At 41.8% G+C, this 23860-nt stretch carries 22 protein-coding genes; 9 read left to right on the top strand and 13 right to left on the bottom strand.

The annotated features are described in order from the left end of the window. Nucleotides 1-48: 48 nt before the first annotated feature. From IM797_RS07050 to IM797_RS07035, 4 genes are all read left to right on the top strand, one after another. Nucleotides 49-432: a TraR/DksA C4-type zinc finger protein gene (locus IM797_RS07050; protein WP_194126405.1), complete on the top strand. Its 384-nt coding sequence runs from the start codon at nt 49-51 to the stop codon at nt 430-432. Nucleotides 433-434: 2 nt separating this feature from the next. Continuing rightward, nucleotides 435-1037, top strand: a complete 603-nt coding sequence (locus IM797_RS07045) for a lipoprotein signal peptidase (RefSeq protein WP_194126404.1) — start codon at nt 435-437, stop codon at nt 1035-1037. An 81-nt stretch (nt 1038-1118) separates the two neighbouring features. Then, nucleotides 1119-1829 (top strand): SIMPL domain-containing protein, encoded by a 711-nt coding sequence (locus IM797_RS07040; protein WP_194126403.1) that lies wholly within the window; start codon nt 1119-1121, stop codon nt 1827-1829. Nucleotides 1830-1961: 132 nt separating this feature from the next. After that, entirely contained in the window at nt 1962-2276 is a 315-nt protein-coding gene (locus tag IM797_RS07035; RefSeq protein ID WP_194126402.1) for a hypothetical protein, read from the top strand. 100 nt (nt 2277-2376) lie between these two features. Here the strand turns inward: IM797_RS07035 and IM797_RS07030 are convergent, their stop codons facing one another. The 4 genes from IM797_RS07030 to serS form a co-directional block, all read right to left on the bottom strand. Continuing rightward, complete coding sequence (locus tag IM797_RS07030; protein WP_194126401.1) at nt 2377-5556, bottom strand: efflux RND transporter permease subunit; 3180 nt, start codon at nt 5554-5556, stop codon at nt 2377-2379. 15 nt (nt 5557-5571) lie between these two features. Further along, on the bottom strand, nt 5572-6690 hold the full coding sequence (locus IM797_RS07025; protein WP_194126400.1) for an efflux RND transporter periplasmic adaptor subunit: 1119 nt from the start codon (nt 6688-6690) through the stop codon (nt 5572-5574). Nucleotides 6691-6697: 7 nt separating this feature from the next. Next, on the bottom strand, nt 6698-8047 hold the full coding sequence (locus tag IM797_RS07020; RefSeq protein WP_194126399.1) for a TolC family protein: 1350 nt from the start codon (nt 8045-8047) through the stop codon (nt 6698-6700). Between the two features lie 224 nt (nt 8048-8271). Then, nucleotides 8272-9543: a serine--tRNA ligase gene (gene serS / locus IM797_RS07015; RefSeq protein ID WP_194126398.1), complete on the bottom strand. Its 1272-nt coding sequence runs from the start codon at nt 9541-9543 to the stop codon at nt 8272-8274. Between the two features lie 145 nt (nt 9544-9688). On the opposite strand from serS, the gene rsmI reads away from it, so the two are divergent. Genes rsmI through lnt form a run of 3 tightly spaced genes read left to right on the top strand, consistent with a single transcriptional unit; the run spans nt 9689 to nt 12744 of the window. Next, complete coding sequence (gene rsmI, locus IM797_RS07010; RefSeq protein ID WP_194126397.1) at nt 9689-10402, top strand: 16S rRNA (cytidine(1402)-2'-O)-methyltransferase; 714 nt, start codon at nt 9689-9691, stop codon at nt 10400-10402. A gap of 45 nt (nt 10403-10447) precedes the next feature. Then, nucleotides 10448-11113 (top strand): PH domain-containing protein, encoded by a 666-nt coding sequence (locus tag IM797_RS07005; RefSeq protein WP_194126396.1) that lies wholly within the window; start codon nt 10448-10450, stop codon nt 11111-11113. Between the two features lie 8 nt (nt 11114-11121). Then, on the top strand, nt 11122-12744 hold the full coding sequence (gene lnt / locus IM797_RS07000; protein WP_194126395.1) for an apolipoprotein N-acyltransferase: 1623 nt from the start codon (nt 11122-11124) through the stop codon (nt 12742-12744). On the opposite strand, the gene IM797_RS06995 is transcribed toward lnt, so the two are convergent. Together IM797_RS06995 and IM797_RS06990 are read right to left on the bottom strand one after the other, a co-directional pair. Beyond that, complete coding sequence (locus tag IM797_RS06995) at nt 12741-14381, bottom strand: NAD+ synthase (protein WP_194126394.1); 1641 nt, start codon at nt 14379-14381, stop codon at nt 12741-12743. The genes lnt and IM797_RS06995 overlap by 4 nt on opposite strands. 36 nt (nt 14382-14417) lie before the next feature. After that, a complete protein-coding gene (locus IM797_RS06990; RefSeq protein ID WP_194126393.1) occupies nt 14418-15086 on the bottom strand; it encodes a porin family protein in 669 nt (222 codons plus the stop codon). Nucleotides 15087-15187: 101 nt separating this feature from the next. On the opposite strand from IM797_RS06990, the gene gldB reads away from it, so the two are divergent. Continuing rightward, a complete protein-coding gene (gene gldB, locus IM797_RS06985; protein ID WP_255526772.1) occupies nt 15188-16177 on the top strand; it encodes a gliding motility lipoprotein GldB in 990 nt (329 codons plus the stop codon). 2 nt (nt 16178-16179) lie between these two features. Continuing rightward, on the top strand, nt 16180-16956 hold the full coding sequence (locus IM797_RS06980) for a patatin-like phospholipase family protein (RefSeq protein ID WP_194126391.1): 777 nt from the start codon (nt 16180-16182) through the stop codon (nt 16954-16956). Here IM797_RS06980 and IM797_RS06975 read toward each other — a convergent pair. The 7 genes from IM797_RS06975 to IM797_RS06945 are packed head-to-tail and all read right to left on the bottom strand — an operon-like array spanning nt 16936 to nt 23847. Continuing rightward, entirely contained in the window at nt 16936-17652 is a 717-nt protein-coding gene (locus IM797_RS06975) for a 2-phosphosulfolactate phosphatase (RefSeq protein WP_194126390.1), read from the bottom strand. The genes IM797_RS06980 and IM797_RS06975 overlap by 21 nt on opposite strands. A gap of 31 nt (nt 17653-17683) precedes the next feature. Further along, nucleotides 17684-18763 (bottom strand): glycine cleavage system aminomethyltransferase GcvT, encoded by a 1080-nt coding sequence (gene gcvT, locus IM797_RS06970; protein WP_194126389.1) that lies wholly within the window; start codon nt 18761-18763, stop codon nt 17684-17686. Nucleotides 18764-18804: 41 nt separating this feature from the next. Next, nucleotides 18805-20007, bottom strand: a complete 1203-nt coding sequence (locus IM797_RS06965; RefSeq protein ID WP_194126388.1) for a glycosyltransferase family 4 protein — start codon at nt 20005-20007, stop codon at nt 18805-18807. A gap of 17 nt (nt 20008-20024) precedes the next feature. Continuing rightward, nucleotides 20025-20636: a ribonuclease HII gene (locus IM797_RS06960; protein WP_194126387.1), complete on the bottom strand. Its 612-nt coding sequence runs from the start codon at nt 20634-20636 to the stop codon at nt 20025-20027. 28 nt (nt 20637-20664) lie between these two features. Beyond that, complete coding sequence (locus IM797_RS06955) at nt 20665-21756, bottom strand: ABC transporter permease (protein ID WP_194126667.1); 1092 nt, start codon at nt 21754-21756, stop codon at nt 20665-20667. Beyond that, the gene (locus IM797_RS06950) at nt 21756-22892 is read right to left on the bottom strand and encodes a glycosyltransferase (protein ID WP_194126386.1); all 1137 of its coding nucleotides are present in this window, start codon (nt 22890-22892) and stop codon (nt 21756-21758) included. Before IM797_RS06950 ends, IM797_RS06955 begins: the two co-directional genes overlap by 1 nt. Continuing rightward, the gene (locus tag IM797_RS06945; RefSeq protein ID WP_194126385.1) at nt 22867-23847 is read right to left on the bottom strand and encodes a hypothetical protein; all 981 of its coding nucleotides are present in this window, start codon (nt 23845-23847) and stop codon (nt 22867-22869) included. The genes IM797_RS06950 and IM797_RS06945 overlap by 26 nt, the downstream gene beginning before the upstream one ends. Nucleotides 23848-23860: the final 13 nt, after the last annotated feature.

Below are 23860 nucleotides of genomic sequence, written 5' to 3'. Positions count from 1 at the left end.
TATTGGTTTCGCAGTGTAAACAGCGTCAAGCGTAAAACAAAAATTATTATGGAAAAAGCTACAAAAACCAGGTATTCGGATAGTGAATTGCAAGAATTTAAAGTCTTGATTCAGGATAAATTAAGAATGGCTAAAGAAGAATTTCTTTCTTTAACCAACTCTTTAAGCAGCCCCAATTCGAATGGTACGGAAGATACTTCAGGTACCTACAAAACCCTGGAAGACGGATCTGCAACTTTAGAAAAAGAGCAGTTGAACCAATTGGCTGCCCGCCAGAAAAAGTTTATCGAAAACCTGGAAGCGGCATTGGTACGTATTGAAAATAAAACTTATGGCATTTGCAGGGAAACCGGTAAACTGATTCAGAAAGAACGTCTGCGCGCAGTTCCACATGCTACATTAAGTATGGAAGCTAAACTGAAGCAGTCGTAAAAATGAAAGGTTATACTAAACCCTTGTTAATTATTTTCTTAGTGCTATTGGTAGACCAGGTGGTTAAAACCTGGATCAAAACCAATATGTACCTGGGCCAGGAGTTTAAAATTATAGGCAACTGGTTCATTATTCATTTTACAGAAAATAATGGTATGGCCTTTGGCCTTGAGTTCGGCGGCGAATTTGGTAAACTGGCCCTGTCCTTATTCAGGATTGCTGCCGTTGCTGGTATCGGTTATGGTTTACATTACCTCATCAAGCAAAAATACCACAGGGGCCTGATCTTAAACGTAGCCCTGATTTTTTCCGGTGCACTGGGAAATATCATTGACTCTGTTTTTTATGGTAAAATATATGGTTACGAAGGCTGGTTTCATGGTCGTGTAGTAGACATGTTTTATTTTCCGCTGGTACAAGGTGTATTTCCTAAATGGGTTCCGGTTTGGGGCGGTGAAGATTTCATTTTCTTCAGACCGGTATTTAACGTAGCCGATGCAGCCATTTCCGTAGGCGTAGTTTTAATCCTGATCTTTCAGAAAACCTATTTCAAAGAAGATGTAAAGGAAGAAATTGGTCTTAATAATGAGATAGTTGAAGAATAACTGATAATTATTTAAACACAGCGTATGGAATTGGTATGATAATTTCATCTAATAACCAGACACACAAAGAAAATATTTATTATGAAAAAGTTATTAGCCTTTGCCTTCGTTGCTTTATTTAGTTTTAACGCTATGGCTCAACAAGTAGATTTACGTAAAAAGATCAGCGTAAGCGGGTCGGCAGAAGTAGAAGTTACACCGGATATCATTTATATCAGCATCTCTTTAAAAGAATACCTTAAAGACAACAACAGTAAAAAAAAGGTAGAAATTACCACCCTGGAAAACGAACTGTATAATGCAATACAACAAGCTGGTATACCAAAAGAAAACTTAACCATCAGCAACATTTCAAGCTATACTACGGTAGAGAAAAAGAAAAATCCAGATTACTTAGCTAGTAAACAATATCGTTTAAAAGTTAATGATTTAAATAAATGGAATGCTGTAATTGGTGACGTTGACCCTAAAGGTGTAGCATATACCAATATCGATAGCTACGACTATTCTAAAATTGAAAGCCTGAAAAAGGATTTAAAAATCAAAGCCCTACTTGCTGCTAAAGAAAAAGCTACCTATTTGGTAACTGCTTTAGGAGACAAATTGGGTAGTGCAATTGACATTCAGGAAGTAAATAATGAAGCCTATCCTCAGCCAATGTACCGTGCTAACGTACAGATGAAATCTGCAGCTTTCGAGAGCGATTCAGCGGCATCTGCTCCTGAACTTGATTTCAAAAAGATAAAATTGAATTATGTCATGAATGTCGTATTTGAAATTAAAGGTTTTTGACCTATTCAGTAGACACTATATTTTTTAAAAGCTTTAAAAACCTATCAAATCAACTTTGGTAGGTTTTTTGTTATTTACGAGTTATACCCAGTTTAAGGGGGATCACAGATTTACAAATTCAACTCAAAGACTATGAAAAAATTACTCTACGCTTTAGCACTGGTATTTACAATGGCCGCAAGTGCAAATACGGTATCGGCAGCGGATAAATCGCCAAATGCCAAGACTGAAATGACAGCCGAGCAAAAAGTTCAGTTGGAAAAAATCGTTAGCCGTGTTAACGAAATCAAAGCAATGGATAAATCGGATTTAAGCCGTGCAGAGAAAAAAGAATTGCGCAAAGAATTGAAAAGCCTGAAAAGTCAGGCCAATGCGATCGGTGGCGGCGTGTACCTTTCTGTTGGTGCAATTATCATTATTATATTGTTATTGATCCTTATTTTGTAGGATTTTAAGCAAGAAACGCATACTAATACAACAATCATCTACCTATTAAAAAAGCTTCCCCTAAAGGAAGCTTTTTTATTTAAATCAATTTTTCACATCATTAATCCTCATCGGCATGTAGGGTATCTTTATGGTCTTCTGGCCTGTAAGCTGCTTGTAGTTCGGCTAGCTTTTTCTTACCGTAAGCCAAACGGGTAATCAATACAAACAGTACTGGTACAATAAACAAAGCCAATATCGTTGCCGAGAGCATACCCCCAGCAACGGTCCAGCCAATGGTTTGCCGGGAAACTGCACCTGCGCCGCTGGAAATGATCAACGGAATTACCCCTAGAATAAAGGCCAGCGAGGTCATGATAATTGGTCTGAGCCGTAAGCGAACCGCCTCGATAGTCGCCGCAATCAATTCCATGCCCCAATCTACCCGCTCTTTTGCAAACTCGACAATCAGAATCGCATTCTTTGCAGATAAACCAATAAGCGTGATCAAACCTACCTGTGCGTAAATATTGTTATCCAGTTTAGGTAAAAAGGTTAAAGCCAGGATAGCACCAAACAGCCCTAACGGCACCGCCAGTAAGATAGAAAAAGGCACCGACCAGCTTTCGTACAATGCAGCCAGCAGTAAAAACACAAATACAATCACCAAAGAGAAAATCATGATGGTACTATTGCCGGCTTCTGTTTCCTGTAAACTTAAACCAGAAAAATCATAACCATAATTGGCGGGCAGCGTTTGTGCAGCAACCTCCTGCAATGCTTTAAGTGCATCACCAGAACTGCGTCCAGGCTTGGCTGCACCACCGACCTCGATCGATCGGAACAGGTTATAGTGATTGATGATCGAAGGGTTTTCGATCACTTTATATGATACCATAGAACTCAAAGGAACGGAAACACCGGCGGCATTTCGCACGTACAAATAATTGAGGTTTTCAATTCTGGCGCGGTAATTCGTATCGGCCTGGCTCACTACACGGAAGTTTCTACCATACTTGGTAAAATCATTGATATAGCTACTGCCCAAATAGGCCGAAATGGTGCTGTAGATCGACCCGATAGACACGCCCATCTTTTTGGCCTGCTCCCGGTCAACACTCACCTTATAATTCGGTGTTCTGGTATTGAACAGCGTATAAGCCATACCAATCTCCGGTCGCTGGTTAGCTGCCCCCAGAAACTTGCCCACATTGCCTTCAAACTGCTTGATATCCCCGCTTTGTTTTTCCTGGATCTGCAAACTAAAACCTCCGCTGATTCCTAAACCTGGAATGGCTGGTGGCGCCACAACCAATACGCTTCCTTCTTTATCTCCGGCAAAATCCTGCTGAACTCCGGCGATGATCGCATTCACATCTTTTTTACGTTCATCCCAGTTCTTAAGCTGCACAAAGAAAGTTCCCGCATTGGATTTGAAAGACATGTTTAGGATATTGATCCCGCTAAGTGAAGTAATGTTGTCTACCTCTGGATATTTAGACCGGATATTATCGGTAATCCTTTTGATAAAAGCATCGGTCCGTACAGCAGAAGCACCTTCAGGCAATGAAGCACCGATCAGGAAGATACCGGCATCTTCATTTGGAATAAAGCCAGTCGGTTTTTTAATAAACAAGCCCCCGGTTCCGATATAAATACAAACGAGAATAATCATGACCAGAGGTGCACTTTTTAATGCTTTTTTTACACCTCTGGAATAGTTATGCGTCACACCGGCAAACCAGCGGTTAAATTTGTAAAAGAATTTATTTAGTCCTTTAGAATTTTTATCCAGCTTCATTGGTGTCAGCAAAATCGAACACAGTGCCGGGGTAAGCGATAAAGCAATAAATGCCGAAAGCAACACGGAAACTGCAATGGTAATCGCAAATTGTTGATACAATTGTCCAACCATACCCGGAATAAAGCCAACCGGGATAAATACAGCGGCCAGAATTAATGCTATCGCGATTACAGGGGCCGTAATGTCCTTCATGGCCCTACGGGTAGCATCAGGTGCCGAAAGTCCATCGTGATCCATGTAATGCTGTACAGCCTCTACAACTACAATGGCATCATCTACCACAATACCTATAGCCAGTACAAAACCAAACATAGTCAACACATTGATTGAGAAACCAAAAAAGGTAAAAAATATAAATGTCCCAATAATAGATACCGGAATGGCCAGCACCGGGATCAGTGTGGCCCGCCAGCTTTGCAGAAAAAAGAACACCACCAGGGTTACCAGAATCAGGGCTTCAATCAGGGTGTGCACCACTTCGTTAATGGACACTTTTACTACCGTAACCGTTTCATAAGGCACTTTATAATCTAAATCCTTAGGAAAAGATTTTTTCAGTTCTACCAGAGCTTTTTGGATCCCGTCAGCCGTTTGAACGGCATTACCACCCGGACTTTGGTTAATGGCCATTAAAGAAGCAACCTTACCATTAACTCTGGAACTCAGCGCGTAGCTGAAAGAGCCAAGTTCTACCCGGGCCACATCCTTAAGGTATACCGGCGCGCCGTCAGCACCCGTTTTAATGACAATGTTTTTAAACTGGTCTATGGTGTTCAGATCCCCGTCCAGGATCACAGAAAACTCGAATGTCTGATAATTGTGCTGCGGTGGCCCACCAACACTACCGCCCGGAATACGGGTATTCTGTTCCTGTATCGCTACAGAAACATCAGCAGGAGTCAGTCCCAGTCTGGCCAGCTTATTCGCATCCAGCCAAACCCGCATACTAAAGGGTTGTCCAAAAGCTTGCACGTCCCCAACACCTTTTACCCGCAGCAAAGCATCTTTAACATACAAATTGACATAATTGGAAATGAATTTATCATCGTATGTTCCATTAGGTGAGTATAAACCAACCACCATCAGGATGTCACTATTTGCTTTCTTAGTGGTTACACCCAATCGGGTTACTGCCTCCGGCAGGGAAGGCTCTGCAATCCCTACCCGGTTTTGTACATCCAGGGCCGCAACATCAATATTGGTCCCCACATCAAAGGTTACGGTAATGGATGAACGCCCATCAGAGGTACTACTGGAAGACAGGTATTTCATACCCGGTGTACCATTAATCTGGCTTTCAATAGGTGTCGTTACCGTTTGTTCTACCGTTTGGGCATCCGCACCCGTATAAGCACCGGAAACCGTTACAGTTGGTGGCGCAATACTTGGATACTGACTGATGGGAAGTGTGGTAATGACGATCACCCCAATCACAACAATTAAAATGGATATGACGATGGCAGTGACCGGGCGCTTGATAAATACTTCTGAGATCATAAGCTTGAAATTCTTTTAAAATTTAACTACGGCTCCTGGTCGTACATTCTGTGCGCCATCGGTAACAATTGTTTCCCCCGCTTTCAGTCCCTCTTTAACCACCACACGCTGATCGAACTGCTTACCCAACTTGATGATCCGTTGTTGCGCCTTACTGCTGTCTCCCACCACATATACATTATATTCTCCCAATTGTTCCATTACCGCCTTGTATGGAATGACCAATTCGTTTTCGGCAGATTTATTCAAGGCCTGCAGATTGACTGTCATGCCTGCAATTAGCCGGTTTCCTTCATTGGGATAACTGATCCGAACCTTAATGGTTCCTGTAGAAGGATCAACTGCCCGGTCGATCGTTACAATTTTACCTTGTCGATGGTACATACTACCATCCTGCAACTGTATGCTAAAAAGAGAATCTTTTACCGCAGTAGCATTATTTTTCATAGTCAAAAAGCGGGGGATCTCGGCCTGGTTCACAGAAATATCCACTGCAATTGGATTGTTGGTAGACACCGTATTTAAAAGTGTAGAACCCGCAGCAACCAATGCACCCAGCTTAACCTGCGAGATACCAATAGTACCATTCAATGGAGATACGATAATCGAACGCTGCAAATCATTGGCCGCAGAAGACAGGTTTGCTTTCGCAGCCTCCACTTGAGATTCGGCATTCGCCAGATCTGTCAAAGCATAATCCACCCGTTGTTTGGCTATTGCATCCTGTGCGGCCAGTTTCGTATAACGATCTGCATCTTTCTTCGCTTTGTCCCGATTGGCCATAGCCATTTGCAAATTCGCTTTTGCTGAATTGTTTGCCGCAATATATTTGGTACGGTCAATCTCATATAGTTTTTGCCCCTTACTTACTTTCTGACCGTCCTTAACATATATGGCCGTAATATAGCCCCCGACCTGGGCACGCAATTCTACCTCGTCAAGTGCCACAACTACCCCCGGATAAGTATCTACCGTAGTTACAGGTTGTGAAGTTACTTTATAGGCTCCAACAGGCGTTGCCGGAGGCGGCCCTGCTTGTTGTTGCTTCGCTGCCTGATCACCGCCGCCACAAGAGGCTAAAGAAATGGACCCTAAGATAACAATGCCTAGTTTTAAATGATTAATCGTCTTCATCGGTTGCTTATTGGTTTACGGTAATTGTTCCTAATGCTTGCTGTACATCCAGTTTAGAAGAAAGCAGGCTGTACAATGAATTTAAATAATTGAGCTGCGCAGTCCGAAGGTCTGTTTCAGAGGTCATCAGATCCAGATAAGCTTTAATCCCCTCATCATACTGCAACTTAATCGTATTGTATACCTGGCGGGAAATCTCCACATTGGCGGCAGCCGTTTTCCAATCGTTCAGGTTAGCCTTATACGTGGCCATCGCTTGCTGGTACTGTGTATTGATCTGATTTTTTGCTTGCAGCAGATCCAGGTCAATCCTGCGCTCCATCAACTCCGATTTCCGGATTTCCTGGGTACGTTTTGTGCCCAAGAAAATTGGTATGCTCAGTTTTAATCCGAATATGGAACTCGGGAAATTCTGGTCATATAAATCACTAAAGCTATTGTTCAGGTAATTCCAGTTGTAATTTAAAAAGCCGGAAACCGTGGGTAAATACGTCCATTTGTTGTAACTGGTATTTAATTGCTGCAATTGCTTTTGGGTTTGCAATAACCGATACTCAACCCGATTTTCGTAGGTAGCTTGCTGCGTGGTATCCAATAAAATTTCTTTTTCCATACTGCTCGCATTGAAATTAAGACTCAACTGCCTGTCATTTCCGTAGCCGATCAATTCCTGCAGGTAAGCATATTTATATTTCATCAATTCTTCAGTACGCTTTTTATCGGCCTTAGAATTACTCAGACTAATCTGCGCGCGCTGGTAATCCGTTTTATCCACCAGTCCGACTTCATATTGCGATTTTGCATCTTTCAATTGCTTCTCCAAACGGGCAATGTTTTCATTAATGATGTTCAATTGCTCTTTACTGGTCAGGATATCGTAAAAACCTTTACTCACATTCACAATCGTAGTGATTTTGGTATTTTCCGTATTCTGTTTGTATTGCTGTCTATAAAATTTGGCTGCCTTAGATGCCTGTATTAAGCCTGCATTTAAAAATTGCTGATCGGCTTGCAATGTAAAACTGGAAGTATATTTGGAGCCAAACGTAATGTATTGTGTCTGGCCATTGGTCGTTAGCGCATTTACGGCCTGTTTTAAGTTATCATTAAAATTGGCGTTGCCCGTAATCTGCGGGAACCAACCTGATAATGCAGATTTGATATCCCTTTCACCAATTTCCTCATCAATCAGGGATTGCTTTACTCCTGGTTTATGGTTCAGGGCGTAATCAATCACCTCCTGAAGCGATGCATTTTGAAGTACTTTATCCGGAACCGGCGTTTGTGCAAATGCCGTTGCATATAAAAGCACCGGCAAACTGAAGAGCAGCGCTAATTTTGACTTTTGTAAATTCATAGGTTGCAAAATGAAATAGATGAGGGTTCATTCTTAACACAAAAAGACCGGATAGAATAGGTATGGGGAAAGGCGTAAGCAACAGGGATCAGCTCAACAAACTTATTATAAAGACTTTATACTACACCTAAATGTAACAAAAGTTATGAACAAATACAAAAATAAAAAGGGGACTGCGCCAAAATTAATGGCACACTCCCCTTCTCAAAACAGCTTTATTTTTTTTAATCGATATACTCGAATCCGGTATATTTAACCAATACTTCCGGAATTCTAATTCCTTTTTCGGTTTGATTATTTTCCAGAATTGAAGCCACAATCCTCGGTAATGCCAGGGCACTTCCATTTAAAGTATGCGCCAATTGTGTTTTTCCCGTAGCACCTTTAAATCTCAATTTAAGTCGGTTACTTTGATAGGTTTCAAAATTAGAAACAGAAGAAACCTCTAACCAGCGTTGTTGCGCGGCACTCCAAACTTCCATATCGTAAGTCATCGCAGAGGTAAAGCCCATATCACCAGCACATAAACGTAAAACACGGTAGTGCAGGCCCAATTCCTGAAGCAAAGACTGAACATATGCACTCATCTCTTCCAATACCTGGTAAGAGTGATCCGGGTGTACCACCTGTACTACTTCTACTTTATCAAACTGGTGTAAGCGGTTCAAACCACGAACATGCGCACCATAAGAGCCTGCCTCCCTACGAAAACAAGGTGTATATGCCGTGTTTTTAACCGGCAATTCCTCTTCTTTTAAAATCACATCCCTGTACAAATTGGTTACAGGAACTTCTGCCGTAGGAATAAGGTATAAATCATCTACCGTAGAATGGTACATCTGCCCTTCTTTATCCGGCAATTGTCCCGTTCCAAAACCAGAAGCCGCATTAACCAGGTGAGGTACCTGCATTTCTTTATAACCTGCTGCTGTAGCACGGTCTAAAAAGAAATTGATCAATGCCCTTTGTAAACGGGCACCTTTACCTTTATACACCGGAAAACCAGCCCCGGTAATTTTAGTACCAAGTTCAAAATCTATAATATCATACTTGGCGGTCAATTCCCAATGTGGAATTGCTTTTTCATGCAATTCAGCTGGCTCACCATGCTCATAAACTACCTCATTTTCTTCAGGCGTGCTTCCTGATTTTACCAGATGGTAAGGTAAATTAGGCAATTGAACCAGCAAAGTATGCAATTTGGCTTCAACACCAGAAAGCTCCTCTGACAAATTTTTGATTTGCTCTTTATTGGTACCGGTTTCAGCTTTCAATGCCTCAGCTTCTTCTTTTTTACCGTTACGCATTAACTCGCCAATCTGTTTAGCACTCGAATTAGCCGCCGCAGAGAGATTGTCCAATGAAGTTTGAATTTGTCTTCTTTCCTCATCGGTTTTAATAATTTCATCAACCAGTTCAGGTTGCCTGAAGTTTCTCAGGCCTAAGCCTTCCAAAACTTTCTCTCTATTTTCGCGGATATAGTTAACTTGCAACATTATTTATTTTTTTAAACAAAGATAAGATTGATTTACGAATTTAGATTGAAGAATTACGATTTTTAGGCTGAGCTTAACCTTAATTCATAAATTTGGAACCTCGCATGACCAATCAAAATTCTTAAATCGTAAACCGTAAATTCAAATGGGTAAACTTTTTCTTGTTCCTACGCCAATTGGCAACCTGGAAGATATGACCTTCAGGGCCATCAGGATTTTAAAAGAAGCCGATATCATTTTGGCAGAAGATACCCGTACCAGTGCCCCCATGTTAAAACACTTCGGTATCGACAAAAAAGCCTATTCTCATCACCAGCATAACGAGCATCAGGCTACCTCAGAGATCATCCGCTTCCTTAAAGAAGGGAAAAATGTGGCCTTGATTTCTGATGCAGGTACCCCGGCGATTTCCGATCCCGGCTTTTTCCTCGTCAGGGAAACCCTGAAACATGAACTCGAAGTAGAGTGCTTACCAGGAGCTACGGCTTTTGTTCCGGCCCTTGTCAATTCTGGTTTACCTTGTGACGCTTTTGTATTTGAAGGCTTTTTACCGGTAAAAAAAGGACGCCAGACACGCTTCAAAAAACTGGCGGACGAAGAAAGGACCATGATCTTTTATGAAAGTCCGCACCGCCTACTCAAAACTCTGGAAGAGTTTGCACAATACCTGGGCGCAGACAGACAAGCCTCGGTAAGTCGGGAGCTGACCAAACTTTACGAAGAAACCGTCAGGGGAACACTGACAGAGATAAAATCACATTTTGAAAACAATATATTAAAAGGAGAATTTGTAATTTGTATTGCCGGAGCAGAAGAACGAGTTAAAAAGAAGAATAAATACAAAACCGACGAAGATTAGGTTCAATTTTTGATAAAGCATAGCAAATTCTTATAAAGAAACATCATGATATTAATAGATAGATTTTTAAGTGACGAACAAGATCCTAAGGCCGTTGAAAAAGTTTTAGGGAAGTTAAATGACATGTTAACCACCAGCGAAGAGCTGATTTACCTGGCAGTACAGAAAAAACCGGCAGTAAACCTGCTACCAGACTGTATTGCGGTTAGTAATAAAAGAATCTTTTATTGTGAGCCGGGTAATTTTGGTATCACCATGAATTTTAAAGACATTTCCTGGAAAAGCATCAAAGAAGTCTCTTTTAAAGAAGAACTTTTTGGCTCTAAATTCATCTGTGTGCCTTTGCATGGCGAAAACATCATCACCGAATATATCCCCAAAGTCCAGGCCCGCAAATTATACCAGGCCGCTTACGAGCAACTGGAAAGCTTTAAAGAACAAGCCCGGATCAAGGATCTGGAAGAGAGACGTCCTTCAGCATCGCCGGTTACCGTAAATGCAGTGAGTCCTGAAACTGCACCAATTGAAGAGCCACAAGCTTTCATGCCGCCTCCTGCCCCTGTATTTACACCGGCACCGGAAGTTCATGTCGAAGAACCGGAAGATGAAACCACACTTAAACTAAGAAAACTAAAAACCTTGTACGACAAGCACCTGATCACGCAGGATGAATATGAGGCTAAAAAAGCCGATATACTGGACGCTCTATAAGCCTGTTCATGAAAACGAAAAATACCGTATTGCTGGCCCTGCTCAGTTCATTTCTAATGTGGCTGGCATGGCCGCCAATACCTTATACCACACCGATATTACTGGTAGGTCTGGTTCCTTTATTTATTGCCTTAAAGCACATCTTTGATCAAAAAGCAGCCAAAACCGGAAAGCGGGTATTTCTTACCGCGGGCTTAACCTTCCTGGTCTGGAATACAGCCTCCATCTATTGGGTATACAATGCCATCAGTGCAGTCAATCCCGCTGTGGTGGCCATTTTCGTATCCTTAATTCCATTCGGACTGGGTGCTTTATTAATGACTTTTGCCTTCTGGCTCTATTACCGTTTAAACCTGGTTACTGGTAAAATCACAGCTTACACTGGTCTGATTTGCTTTTACATTGCCATGGAATACCTGCACCAAACCTGGGATCTGGCTTTTCCATGGATGACACTGGGCAATGGGCTATCTGGGATGCACCAGCTGGCACAGTGGTATGATTATACCGGGATTTATGGGGGATCTGTATGGATCTTGCTGAGTAATATCCTGGCATTTGAACTTTATAAAAGGTTAAAATCCCCGGCAAAAGACACCAAAAAGCTAATTCCCGCATTAAGCTGGATACTGGTTGTGCTGATTCCCATTGCTTTTTCTTTTTCAAAATACAATCAGTACGTCGAAAAATCAGTGCCTGTAAATGTGGTTACTGTGCAACCCAATATTGATCCTTACCAGAAATTCGGTGGCATGTCTTCCGGAGATCAGCTGCGGATACTGACACACCTTTCCGATTCCATCGCCCAACCCAATACTGAATATTTCATCTGGCCGGAAACTGCCATTCCAAGCGGTGTAGATGAGGCCCGGATCCGCAGTAATTCCGACTTTCTTTTTGCACAAAGCTTCCTGGAAAAATATAAAAACGGAACCTTAATCAGCGGTATTGAAAGTGTAAAACAGTACCCAGATAAACAAACTTTGTCTGCCAGAAAATACGACAACAGTACCTATATCGATGTTTTTAACTCAGCCATACAAATAGAAAATTCTTCCAATGTACAATTTTATCACAAATCTAAACTTGTACCCGGCGTAGAAAAAATGCCCTTCCCCACAGCGCTTTCCATATTAGCACCTGTATTTGAAGGTTTCGGTGGAACAGTGGGTGGTTATGGCTGGCAAGAACATCCAGGTGTATTTTATGCCTACAGCGGGATTGGCGTAACCCCAGTGATTTGCTACGAGTCCTTATGGGGCAACTGGATTGCGGAATCGGTAAAAAGCGGCGCCCAGTTTATAGCCATCATCACCAATGATGGCTGGTGGGGCAATACCTCAGGAAAAGACCAGCATTTATTGTACGCTACACTCCGTGCTATAGAGACCAGACGATATGTAGTACGTTCTGCCAATACCGGGATTTCCTGCTTCATCAACCAAAAAGGAGACATCATCAAGCAAAGTAAATGGTGGACCAGAACTGCGCTAAAGGCCGATATCAATTTAAATGATGACCTCACTTTTTACGTCAAACACGGTGATTATATCGCTAAAGCTTTAAGTATCCTGGCCTTTTTACTCGCCATGATCATCCCTTACCGGAAATGGCTAAGTAAAAAGATTTAAGAAAGGTATTTACCTACTATTGGCATCCTGCGGCCCATGCCAAAGGCTTTTGGTGATACCCTTAAAATTGGTGGTGTCTGGTAACGTTTAAATTCTGCATTATTCACCATCTTAATGATCCTTCTCACCAGGGCTTCATCATAACCTTGTGCAATGATGAAAGCGGAACTTTGTTTCAATTCAATGTATTGATATAAAATTCGATCCAGTACGTCGTAATCCGGAAGGGAATCAGAATCTTTTTGCCCTGGTCTCAATTCTGCCGAAGGCGGCTTCACGATGGAGTTCTCCGGAATTACAATACCGTCTTTATTGATGTGATGTGCCAATTGATAAATCTGCGTTTTATACACATCGCCAATTACACCAATCGCACCACACATGTCTCCGTATAAAGTACCATAACCTACTGCACATTCACTTTTATTTGATGTATTCAATAAGATATAGCCAAATTTATTGGACATGGCCATCACCACAATACCGCGGCATCTGGCCTGAATATTTTCTTCAGCAACATTAAAAGGTAAACCTTTAAAAGCTGGAGCTAACATCTGATCAAAGGCATCGGCAGCATCTTTAATTTCAATGATTTCATGCATGCAACCAAAATTCTTAACCAGATCCAATGCATCCTGGATAGAATGGTCAGAAGAGTATTTGGAAGGCATCAGCACTGCCATCACATTTTCAGGTCCAAGGGCACGACAAGCCAGAGCACAAACAATCGCCGAGTCTATACCGCCCGATAAACCCAGTACCGCTTTGGTAAAGCCCGATTTCACAAAATAATCTTGAATACCCAATACCAATGCTTCATAAATCTGCTCAATATCAGGCATAGCCTTATGCTCAATCGGTTTATATTCCTGAATGGCATTCTCCGCAAATTCATAAATTCTCAAATCTTCCTTAAAATAAGGCATTTCATCCAGCAAATTTCCCTGGGCATCAAAAGCCATAGAACCGCCGTCAAAGATAATTTCTGTTTGCGCACCAACCTGGTTTACATACAACAAAGGCAAATTGTATTTCTTTGCATTATCAGACAAAACAACCACCCTTTCATCATCGTGAAAATAAGAAAAAGGCGAAGCTGCGATATTGATCATCAACTTTGGTTTCTGTCTGATCAGCTCATCCATAGGAGAAGCAATATAAAGCGGGTTGTTATTGATGTTCCACAAATCTTCACAAATGGTCAGCGCAATTTTTATCCCCATAAACTCTACACATTCAAACTGGCTGGCAGGTTCAAAATAGCGGTACTCATCAAATACATCGTAATTGGGCAACAATGCCTTTTTAGCCACATATTTTACCCGTCCGTTTTCAATAAAATAAGCAGCATTGTACAAGTCTTTACCAGCCAGGATCTCATTCTTCACAGGCAAGCCAATGATACAGGCAATATCCCTGCATTCTGCCGCAATCTGCTGCGCAGCTTTAGCGCAGAGGTCGATAAATTCATCAAACTCCAGAAAATCCCTTGGTGGATAACCACAAACAGCCAATTCAGCAAACACAACCAAATCTGCCCCCCGATCTTTGGCCAGGTGAATGTGCTCAATGATCTTCTTTGTATTGTATTCAAAATTACCGATGTGGTAATTCAGTTGTGCTAATGCTATTTTCATGTTTGTGTGCTATAATAAAATACCGGCGTTAATTACTTAAAAGAAAACACCAATATTAAGGCCAATATAATGATTCTTCACCGATCTGTTTTTGTCCGATGCAATATTCGTAAATCCATTGTTTAGTGTCAAACCAATCGCTACACTGGTATGATCGGCGATATCGTACTCACCACCAGCCCCAACAATCAATCCGGCTCTATAAAAATTGGTGTATTTTCCAATACCCTGGTCGGTCTTAACTTTCTTACCCGCAATGTCCGCATCTTGCTTCGCCCCAATCTTAAAATCATTAGAAAGACCAAATTGTCCATACCAGCGGATGTCCCCCATCTTATCGGTTTTTAATTTTATGGTCAGTGGCACCTCAATATACTGAAGCTTATAACGCAAACTGTAAGCCGTTTGTCCAGAGCCACCATCATAATAAGGTGGAATATTTACCTCAGTACTTTTACCGTTAATGGTGGTAATGGTCAGACCAGTAGCAAAGCAATAGTTCTCTGCAAAATTAAAATCAGCCAGTAAGCCGTAAGAAAAGCCTAGCGCGATGCCATCAGATTTACCCACTTCAGGCTTTACCCAACCCAGTGTCGGATGCGCAGTTAAACCTAATCTAAAGCCATAATCAATGCCGGGAGAGGTTTGCGCGTAAAGGCTGGAGGCTAAAATGCTCAGTAAAAATACAGTAATTAATTTTTTCATAAGGGTATCTATTTTATGCAGGTATGAACCAGTTCTTTTTATATTTGTTTATCATGATACATCACGTTAAACCCGGTCAAATCTATCTATTTATTCTTGTTATGCTTGTTTTTGTTTCCTGCCGGCAAGATACAAAACCCGATGTTAGCGCCATAAAACTCGAGATCAAAATCTCCCGTTTTGACAAAGATGTGTATAATGGTAAAGGGAAAGATCTGATGCAGACCAATCAGACCCTGCAAAAGACATATGGCCCCTTTTACGATGACTACATCCATAGAATGATTGGCACACCTGAATATAGCAACGAAGAAATCCTGAAAATCTTATATCAGGATCAGGCGTACACCGATCTGACCCATGAAGTAGACAGTATTTTTAAAGAGCTTAACACAACGGAGCAACAATTAACCCAAGCCTTTAAATACATCAAATATTATTATCCACAATCTAAAACGCCGAAATTCATCTCATTTGTTTCTGGTTTTGCCGTGCAGACACCCATCGGCGACGATTATATGGGCATTGGCCTGGACATGTTCCTGGGTAAAAACAGCAAATTTTATAAGGCCATTGTACAAAGTGTCCCTGTTTATCTTTCCAGGAGATTTGCACCGGAATACATTACACCGCGTTTAACGGAAACCTATGCACGCGAAGAGCTCTTCCCGGAACGTGATGCCGACCACTCGCTGTTATCTAAAATGATTTACAATGGTAAGATCCTGTATTTTATGGACCAGGTACTGGACGATCAGGTGCCCGATTCGGTCAAGATTGGCTACACTGCGGCACAACTGGAATGGTGTAAACACTTTGAAGGAAACATCTGGGCGTATTACCTGGAAAACAATTTATTATTTGAAACAGATTATCAAAAAATACAGGTGTTTTTAAGCGAAGGCCCATTTACCCCCGGCCTTGGCGAGCGTACAGAGTCAGCGCCGAAGCTAGGCCTTTGGATTGGCTGGCAAATTGTAAGGAAATACATGCAGGAAAACAAATCGGTTACCCTGCAGCAGCTCATGACCGAACAAGACACACAAAAAATATTAACGGCTTCTAAATACAAGCCTAAACAAGAAAAATAAGTATGAAGGTTGGAATCGTATTATCTGGTGGCGGGATTAGAGGAATTGCCCATTTAGGCGTGTTGAAAGCATTTGTAAAAGCAGGAATTAAATTCAGTCACATTAGTGGAACCAGTGCCGGATCTATAGCAGGTGCACTTTTCGCCGCCGGTATAGATCCGGAAGAGGCCTTGAACATTTTCATCAAAACCAAGCTCCTCAGATTAATACGCCCGGCAGTAGGCTCATTGGGCTTACTCAATATGGAAAATACCTTCAACATTTTTAAACCCTATTTTCCGGACGATAAAATAGAAAGCTTAAACATCCCACTAACCATTGCGGCAACCAACTTTAGTGAAGGTAAGCTTGTTTATTTCGACAAAGGGCCTTTAATCAGCTCCATACATGCATCAAGCTGTATCCCGGGCATATTCAAACCCATTATGATTGGCGGACACATGTATGTTGACGGCGGCATTCTGAACAATTTCCCGGTTGAACCTTTGCTGAACAATTGTGATTTCATCATTGGATCTTCCTGCAACCACCTCAAGCCTGTAGATAAGATCAGCAAGATCACTACGCTGATGAGCAGGGCCGGCGTCATGTCCATCAATAAGGATATGGAACAAAAAGCAGCATTCTGTAACATCATGGTAGAGCCGCCGGGATTGGGCGAAATCAGCACTTTTGACACCGCTAAAGCGGAAACCATTTACTGGCTGGCTTACGAAGAGGCTTTAAAAACGATTAAAAAGAATAAGGCCTTATTGGATTTAAGCCTTCAGGGCAACTAATTTTTTGCCCTCCAATACCGGAATGGTCTGGCAAAGGTTTAACTGCAGACAGAACTTCACATCTTCTTCGATGTTCAGTTGTGCCAGTCGGTGGCTATGTGAAGATTTATGCAGATAAGCCCTCAAATCGTCTTTAGCTAGCAGGTATAAATCTTCAGCAGCAACACAGGAATCGTCAAAATGATCAAAGTCCTTCCTCAATTCGCTCACCACCGCACCAGCAAACAGGGTATCTTCCAGGTTAAAATTATCCTTCCAGCCCGAACAAAGTAACAACACATTTTTATCCTGACTCTTAAGCCAGTTACACAAGGCTTTCAGGTTTAAAAAAGAACCAATAACCACCTGATTGGCCCTGCTGCTTGCCATGTGCAGCGCTTTGGTACCATTGGTTGTGGTCAATACAATGGTTTTCCCCTTCACTTTGTCGGTAACATAAGAAAATGGAGAGTTGCCAAAGTCATAGCCTTCCACAACCTCTCCATTTCGCTCTGCAGCCAGCAAATACCCTTTACCTGCATAGTCCAGACATTCTTCCACCTGCGAAACCGGAATGATCGCTTCCGCACCATTGTCTATACCATAAACTATAGATGAGGTTGCTCTCAATATATCAATCACAACCACAATGCTGTGTTCAATATCATATAAATTCAGTAAGGCAGGGGTTAAACAAACTTCTATACTTTTCTGCATCGGTTAATCAGGGATTAAGGGCTAATGATAATTATTTATAAAAAGGGAATTTAACCACTTTCGCTTTAATTTTCTGGTTACGGATCAGGATAAAAATCTCAGAACCTTCTTTGGCCGATGCTTTATCAATATACCCCATGCCGATGGCTTTTTGTAAAGAGGGCGACTGCGTACCAGAAGTTACCCTTCCAATTACATTTCCTTCAGCATCTACAATTTCATAATCGTGACGTGGAATCCCCCTGTCAATCAATTCAAAACCGATCAGCTTACGTGTAACACCCGCTTCTTTCTGTGCCAGCAAGGCCTCAGAATTGGTAAATGCTTTAGTGAATTTGGTGATCCAGCCTAAGCCGGCTTCAATTGGAGAAGTGGTATCGTCAATGTCGTTTCCATATAAACAGAAACCCATTTCTAACCTTAAAGTATCCCGTGCAGCCAAACCGATTGGCTTGATGTTAAACGGATTCCCAGCTTCAAAAACTGCATTCCAGATCAGATCTGCATGTTCATTGTCAAAGTAAATTTCAAAACCGCCAGCACCGGTATAACCTGTTGCTGAAATGATCACGTTATCGATACCCGCGAACTTACCTTTTACAAAATTGTAATATTCCATAGAGGCCAGGTCTACATCTGTTAAGCTTTGCAAAGCTTCAGCTGCTTTCGGTCCCTGAATCGCCAATAAAGAAGTTTTGTCAGAGATGTTGTGCATTTCTACACCTTTAGTATTGTATTTCTGAATCCAGTTCCAGTCTTTTTCTATATTAGAAGCATTGACAACCAGCATATAGGTTTGCTCATCCAGGCGATAAACCAATAAATCATCTACAATACCACCATCTTCATTCGGCAGACATGAATATTGAATTTTACCATCATACAGTTTTGACGCGTCATTGCTGGTTACCCGTTGAATTAAGTCCAGTGCATTTTCGCCTTTCAAAATAAATTCGCCCATATGGCTGACATCAAAAACGCCAACACCATTACGAACAGTAGCGTGTTCTGCATTAATACCCTCGTACTGTACGGGCATATTGTATCCGGCAAATGGCACCATTTTAGCGCCCAAAGAAATGTGTTTATTGGTTAGTGCAGTATTCTTCATGTCGTGTAATAAGTCTAAAAACGTGGCAAAGGTATATAAATTTACACACTAATTAATTTTTCATAAACTTTCAGCATTCTTTGCGAAATGGTGTTAATGTCATGGTCACGTTCTACTGTTTTACGCGCATTTTCGCCGATTTCCTGCCACTGCGTGGGATTGGTTACACATTGCAAAATGGCCCGGTAAAATTCATCCGCGGTATCCGCAATCAGGATATCCTTGCCATGCTGGCAGCGGATTCCCTCAGCAGCCATACTCGTTGCAATGATGCATTTCCGCATGGCCATTCCCTCAATGATCTTCACCCGCATCCCACTGCCCGATAATAAAGGAACGATCATAATGGCTTTGGAATTCATAAACTCTACCGCATCAAATACCTCGCCTTCTACCACCAGGTTGTCAGAGTCATATTCAAAAAACTGGCGCTGCATATTTTTTCCGGCAATGTAAAACCGAAGCTCGCTGTTTAAGGTTTCAATATCCGGCCAGATTTCTTCCAGGAACCACTCCAAGCCCTCCTTATTTGGTCGCCAGTCCATCGCACCCAAATGAAATAAGGTAGGAAAACTGGTTTTAGACTGATCCGTAATGTACTTTTCAAAATCCAGGGCAACTGGAAAAACTTCCAATGCTGTTTCGCAACCAAAGCGTACAATACTTTGCCGGTCCTGTTCACTAATGGCAAACACCTGGTGAAAGCGATTGGCTTGTTCAGTTTCGTAATGTTTCAACCTGCGCGCCAAAAATTCAAGGTAACGTCGTCTTGGCGTAAACCGCTCAATCCTGGCGATGCGCTCCCAAACTTCAAACTCTATATTATGGGCCCGGTAAATGACTTTAGCACGGCTATTGGCTTTGACAATATCCAGGTAAGGCACCACAAACAATCCCTCAAACTGGATGATGTCAAACTCATCTTCTCTCAGGATATCTTCAAGCAAACGAGCCGCATCCTCGTCAAAATATCGGGACACGTTGTAGGATTGGTCGGAAAACAGATTGTTCAATGCCCCCCAGACATTCACCTCCGTATCCAGATGAAAAACATGAAAATTAATCTGTTCAAAAACCGGATCGTAAATATCGTCTGTATCTACGCGGTGCTTATTGGTATTGAGGCTAAACAAAGTAATTTCTACGCCAAGTTTCAGCAAGCCCTTAATGGTATTGTAAACCACAATGGGATAACCGCTATTTGGCGGAAAGGGAACTCTATTTGTCAGGATCAGCACTTTCACTCTCGTGAAAATACTAATTATTCACTGATTTCTGAAAACAGACTCAATTGCGGTGCAGTAATTGTAAAAGTTTTACGGTGATATGGCGATAAGCCAAATTCTAAAGCAGCATTCCGGTGAACAATGGTTGGATAACCTTTATTTTGATGCCATTGGTAATGCGGGTACTCCAAAGCAATGCGTTCCATAAACTCATCACGATGTGTTTTAGCCAAAATCGAAGCTGCTGCAATGTTCAGATATTTCCCGTCTCCTTTAACTACACAGGTATGAGGGATATCCGGATACTTTTTGAAACGATTGCCGTCTATGCTTAAATATTTTGGCTGGGTACGCAATTGCTCAATTGCCCTGTGCATCGCCAGAAACGAAGCGTTCAAAATGTTAATCTCATCTATTTCAAAGTTATCGCAGGATGCTACAGCCCAGGCAATTGCTTCCCGCTCAATAATCACCCGCAATTTCACCCGCTGTGCATGCGTCAGCTTTTTAGAGTCGGTGAGTTCACCTGCTATAAAATCAGCTGGTAAAATCACAGCAGCGGCAAATACAGGACCAGCTAAACAGCCCCTGCCCGCTTCATCGCAACCTGCCTCTAAAAATTCTTGTTGATAACAGTTTAATAGCATACGGTTGCAAAGTTAATAAATTAGGAAGTTAAACAGATATGTTTTGCGACTTCACATCAAAGGCATCTCTTAAACCAATGGCCAGCAGGTTGAAAGCATATACCGTCAGCATAATGGCCATGCCTGGCAAAACGGCCAGATAAGCTGCATCCATAATGATGTAACCATAATGTTCCTTGATCATGCTACCCCAACTTGGCATGGGCGGTTGGGCGCCAAAACCCAAAAAACTCAATCCGGTCTCAAGCAATATAGCAGAAGCAAAATTAGCCGAAGCTACGACCAGAATGGGGCCGGCTATATTGGGCAAAATGTGTTTAATAATTGTTCTGGAAGTAGAAAAGCCCAAAGCCTTCGAAGCTTCTACAAACTCCACCTCTTTCAATGCCATCACCTGCCCCCGCACCAAACGCGCCACATCAACCCAGGTTGATAAACCTACAGCAATAAATATCTGCCAGAAACCTTTTCCTAAAGCAAAAGAAATGGCAATCACCAATAGCAAAGAAGGCAAAGACCAGATGACGTTCATAAACCAGCTGATCGAACCATCAGTTTTACCACCAAAGTAACCCGCTATAGCACCCAATCCTACCCCAATAAAAAGAGAGATCAATACGGCCATCAAGCCTACCGATAAGGATACCCGAATGCCAATAATCAAACGGCTTAACAAGTCGCGGCCATAAATATCCGTACCCAGCCAAAAGGTCTGTTCATATTGATTATTTCCGGCAATTCTCGGATAAGCTTTTTCTTCAATCGTTTCGTCATCCCCAATGTATTCCCGGGCGAAAACCTGATTGCCCACTTCCCGGTAGGAAGTGATTGGAATACTTTTATAATCCAGCTCTTGCCCGAATAGCATTTTGGAGAAGATATTCACTTTTACAACGTCGTTTTTCTTGCTAACAATCAAAAACTTAAAAGATCTTCCCGGTTTCTTATTGCTGAGCTGGAGGTGCATGGTATTGGCCTGCGGACTCTGATCTGGCGTGATGAGGTAACCTAAAATGCCCATTACAGCAAGTATCACAATAAATAACAATCCTCCGAAAGCCATCCGGTTCTTCTTAAACCGCTTCCATATCTTTCCTGAAGGACTGCTACTTTGTTCCATCATTTAACCATTCTTCCTTTCCAATTGTATTTACCCGTATTTCCTGCTATTCCAATGTAAATGAAATAAACAATGTGCATCAAATTAAGCACTGGAAGTAACAAAAGCAATTCTTTTCTTTTCGCAAACTTAGTCACGTCGTATAAAAAGATAAACTCAATTAAAATCTTAGTCAGCAGTTGTGCCAAAGCCAGCTTTAAAAAGCCGATATGGAACAGGCCAATTCCTGCATTCACCAGGATACTCAGGTTAAACAGCCATACACAAAGGCCCAGCACAATGACCATTTTATTTTTATACCGCGTAGTTTTAGATGCCCAGCGCTTTCTTTGCTGGATAAACTCTTTCAGATTCGGTTTAGCCTGGGTATATACAATCGCATCGTTATTTTTCAGGAAGCCTACTTTGTTGTCATAATGTGCAGCAATCTTATGCAATAACAACTCATCATCACCAGAAGCCAGATCATCGATTCCCTTAAAACCGCCTACCTCATAAAAAGCTTTACGCTCATAACAAAGATTTGCGCCATTACAGGTAGAAGGGTTTCGATTACCAATGGTCGATGCCCCCAGGCCGATCAGGTATAAAAATTCAAGCGTCTGTACCCGTTCAAAAAAATCGTTTTCTTCAAAATACACCACTGGCGAGGAGATCATCTTATAATCGTGCGCTTCATAAAAATGCACTACCGTGCTTAGCCAATTCGGGCCCACTCTGCAATCCGCATCTGTAGTCACAATCAAATCGCCGGTTGCCTGCCCAATAGCCGTTTGAATGGCTTTCTTTTTATAAGAATTCAAGGCCTGATCCTCATTCAGCTTGATGAGCTTTACGCCACGGTTGGCATAGGAAGCCACGATATCCGCAGTATGGTCTGTTGAATGGTCATCGATAATGATGATTTCCATAAGGTTTTTATCGTAGCGCTGGGCAATCAGGTCCTCAATCGTTTTAGCGATACAAGCCGCCTCATTACGTGCGGCAACCAATACAGATACCTTCGTGCTGGAAGTGCCTGCACCTGGTTTAAAATAAATGAGTTTACGCCATCCAATGATGAACAAAATCACAATGACTACATAAAGAGCCGTTAAAAATATAGAGAGATTACTGACTACGCTGATTATTTCCAAAAAAATTAAGTTTAAACACAAAATAAGAACCCAATATTGCCGGAATAATGATATTCATCAGCCATACACAGGCTGTACAAGCAATAACGGCTACATCGTGCTTCGTTACAAAACTAAAAAAGTAAGAAGCGGTCATACTTCTCACACCAATATCAAAAAGGTCAAGCGAAGGTAAGGTAGACTGAACAAAAAACATAATGTTAATCATCATTAACACATCAATAATATGTACTTCCGGTACAAGCCAGTAAAAAAGGATCAGGTATTGCAGGTTAAACACCAAATTCCGCGATAAACAGAACAGCAGAATTTTAAGCAGTTCCAGCTTGCTGTAACGGGCCAGAATGCTGTAAAACTTTTTGTATTTCCGGGTAAACTTAATGGACAATAAAATGCCGTTGAGCCATTTAATATTGAAAAAGAAAATGATATAAAACAAGCAAAAAGCAGCACCAAGAATAAATAAGGCGTACATGAGGCGATAATCCAGGTGCACATAGCGGTAAATGAATGCAATCAGCGCAATCGCACCGAAGATATTGGTCAGCACCATTTGGCCAATGTTGCCCACAGCCATCGCCACTACCCCCATGATCCTCCTTTTGGGCATCAGAAAAAATACCCGGCCACCATATTCACCCAATCGGTTTGGCGTAAACACTGCCCAGGTTAAGCCACAAAATACCGATTCAATGGATTTCCACAAACTGATCACTTCAATTCTGGATACAAGTCTGCGCCATTTTACGGCTTCCAATCCCCAGTTTAAAAGCATCAGGCCAAAAATAATACCCATGACCAGGGCAACTTCCTCCCGGGGGATTTCTTTCAGCAATGCTTTAAACTCAGCAATGTTTTTATTATGCACCAGTTTTCTATAGATAAACCAAAAAGCAAACACTACGATTGCGGTTTTCAGGATATAGGATAGGATCTTTTTGTGCTTAGATGTCAACTTTTTTGCTTTT

Source organism: Pedobacter sp. MC2016-24 (assembly GCF_015223055.1).
In the GTDB taxonomy this organism is placed as follows: domain Bacteria; phylum Bacteroidota; class Bacteroidia; order Sphingobacteriales; family Sphingobacteriaceae; genus Pedobacter.
The sequence above is the reverse complement of the archived record's forward strand: the minus strand, read 5'-3'. Positions and strand labels throughout refer to the sequence as shown.

What these genes read in the sequence shown, in the direction of transcription:
- IM797_RS07035 (WP_194126402.1), top strand. Translation starts at nt 1,962, where the DNA reads ATGAAAAAATTACTCTACGCTTTAGCACTGGTATTTACAATGGCCGCA.
- rsmI (WP_194126397.1), top strand. Translation starts at nt 9,689, where the DNA reads ATGGGTAAACTTTTTCTTGTTCCTACGCCAATTGGCAACCTGGAAGAT.
- IM797_RS07025 (WP_194126400.1), bottom strand. Translation starts at nt 6,690, where the DNA reads ATGAAGACGATTAATCATTTAAAACTAGGCATTGTTATCTTAGGGTCC.
- IM797_RS07040 (WP_194126403.1), top strand. Translation starts at nt 1,119, where the DNA reads ATGAAAAAGTTATTAGCCTTTGCCTTCGTTGCTTTATTTAGTTTTAAC.
- IM797_RS07005 (WP_194126396.1), top strand. Translation starts at nt 10,448, where the DNA reads ATGATATTAATAGATAGATTTTTAAGTGACGAACAAGATCCTAAGGCC.
- gcvT (WP_194126389.1), bottom strand. Translation starts at nt 18,763, where the DNA reads ATGAAGAATACTGCACTAACCAATAAACACATTTCTTTGGGCGCTAAA.
- IM797_RS06960 (WP_194126387.1), bottom strand. Translation starts at nt 20,636, where the DNA reads ATGCTATTAAACTGTTATCAACAAGAATTTTTAGAGGCAGGTTGCGAT.
- IM797_RS07045 (WP_194126404.1), top strand. Translation starts at nt 435, where the DNA reads ATGAAAGGTTATACTAAACCCTTGTTAATTATTTTCTTAGTGCTATTG.
- IM797_RS06980 (WP_194126391.1), top strand. Translation starts at nt 16,180, where the DNA reads ATGAAGGTTGGAATCGTATTATCTGGTGGCGGGATTAGAGGAATTGCC.
- serS (WP_194126398.1), bottom strand. Translation starts at nt 9,543, where the DNA reads ATGTTGCAAGTTAACTATATCCGCGAAAATAGAGAGAAAGTTTTGGAA.
- IM797_RS07030 (WP_194126401.1), bottom strand. Translation starts at nt 5,556, where the DNA reads ATGATCTCAGAAGTATTTATCAAGCGCCCGGTCACTGCCATCGTCATA.
- lnt (WP_194126395.1), top strand. Translation starts at nt 11,122, where the DNA reads ATGAAAACGAAAAATACCGTATTGCTGGCCCTGCTCAGTTCATTTCTA.
- IM797_RS06975 (WP_194126390.1), bottom strand. Translation starts at nt 17,652, where the DNA reads ATGCAGAAAAGTATAGAAGTTTGTTTAACCCCTGCCTTACTGAATTTA.
- IM797_RS06995 (WP_194126394.1), bottom strand. Translation starts at nt 14,381, where the DNA reads ATGAAAATAGCATTAGCACAACTGAATTACCACATCGGTAATTTTGAA.
- gldB (WP_255526772.1), top strand. Translation starts at nt 15,188, where the DNA reads ATGCTTGTTTTTGTTTCCTGCCGGCAAGATACAAAACCCGATGTTAGC.
- IM797_RS07050 (WP_194126405.1), top strand. Translation starts at nt 49, where the DNA reads ATGGAAAAAGCTACAAAAACCAGGTATTCGGATAGTGAATTGCAAGAA.
- IM797_RS06990 (WP_194126393.1), bottom strand. Translation starts at nt 15,086, where the DNA reads ATGAAAAAATTAATTACTGTATTTTTACTGAGCATTTTAGCCTCCAGC.
- IM797_RS07020 (WP_194126399.1), bottom strand. Translation starts at nt 8,047, where the DNA reads ATGAATTTACAAAAGTCAAAATTAGCGCTGCTCTTCAGTTTGCCGGTG.
- IM797_RS06955 (WP_194126667.1), bottom strand. Translation starts at nt 21,756, where the DNA reads ATGGAACAAAGTAGCAGTCCTTCAGGAAAGATATGGAAGCGGTTTAAG.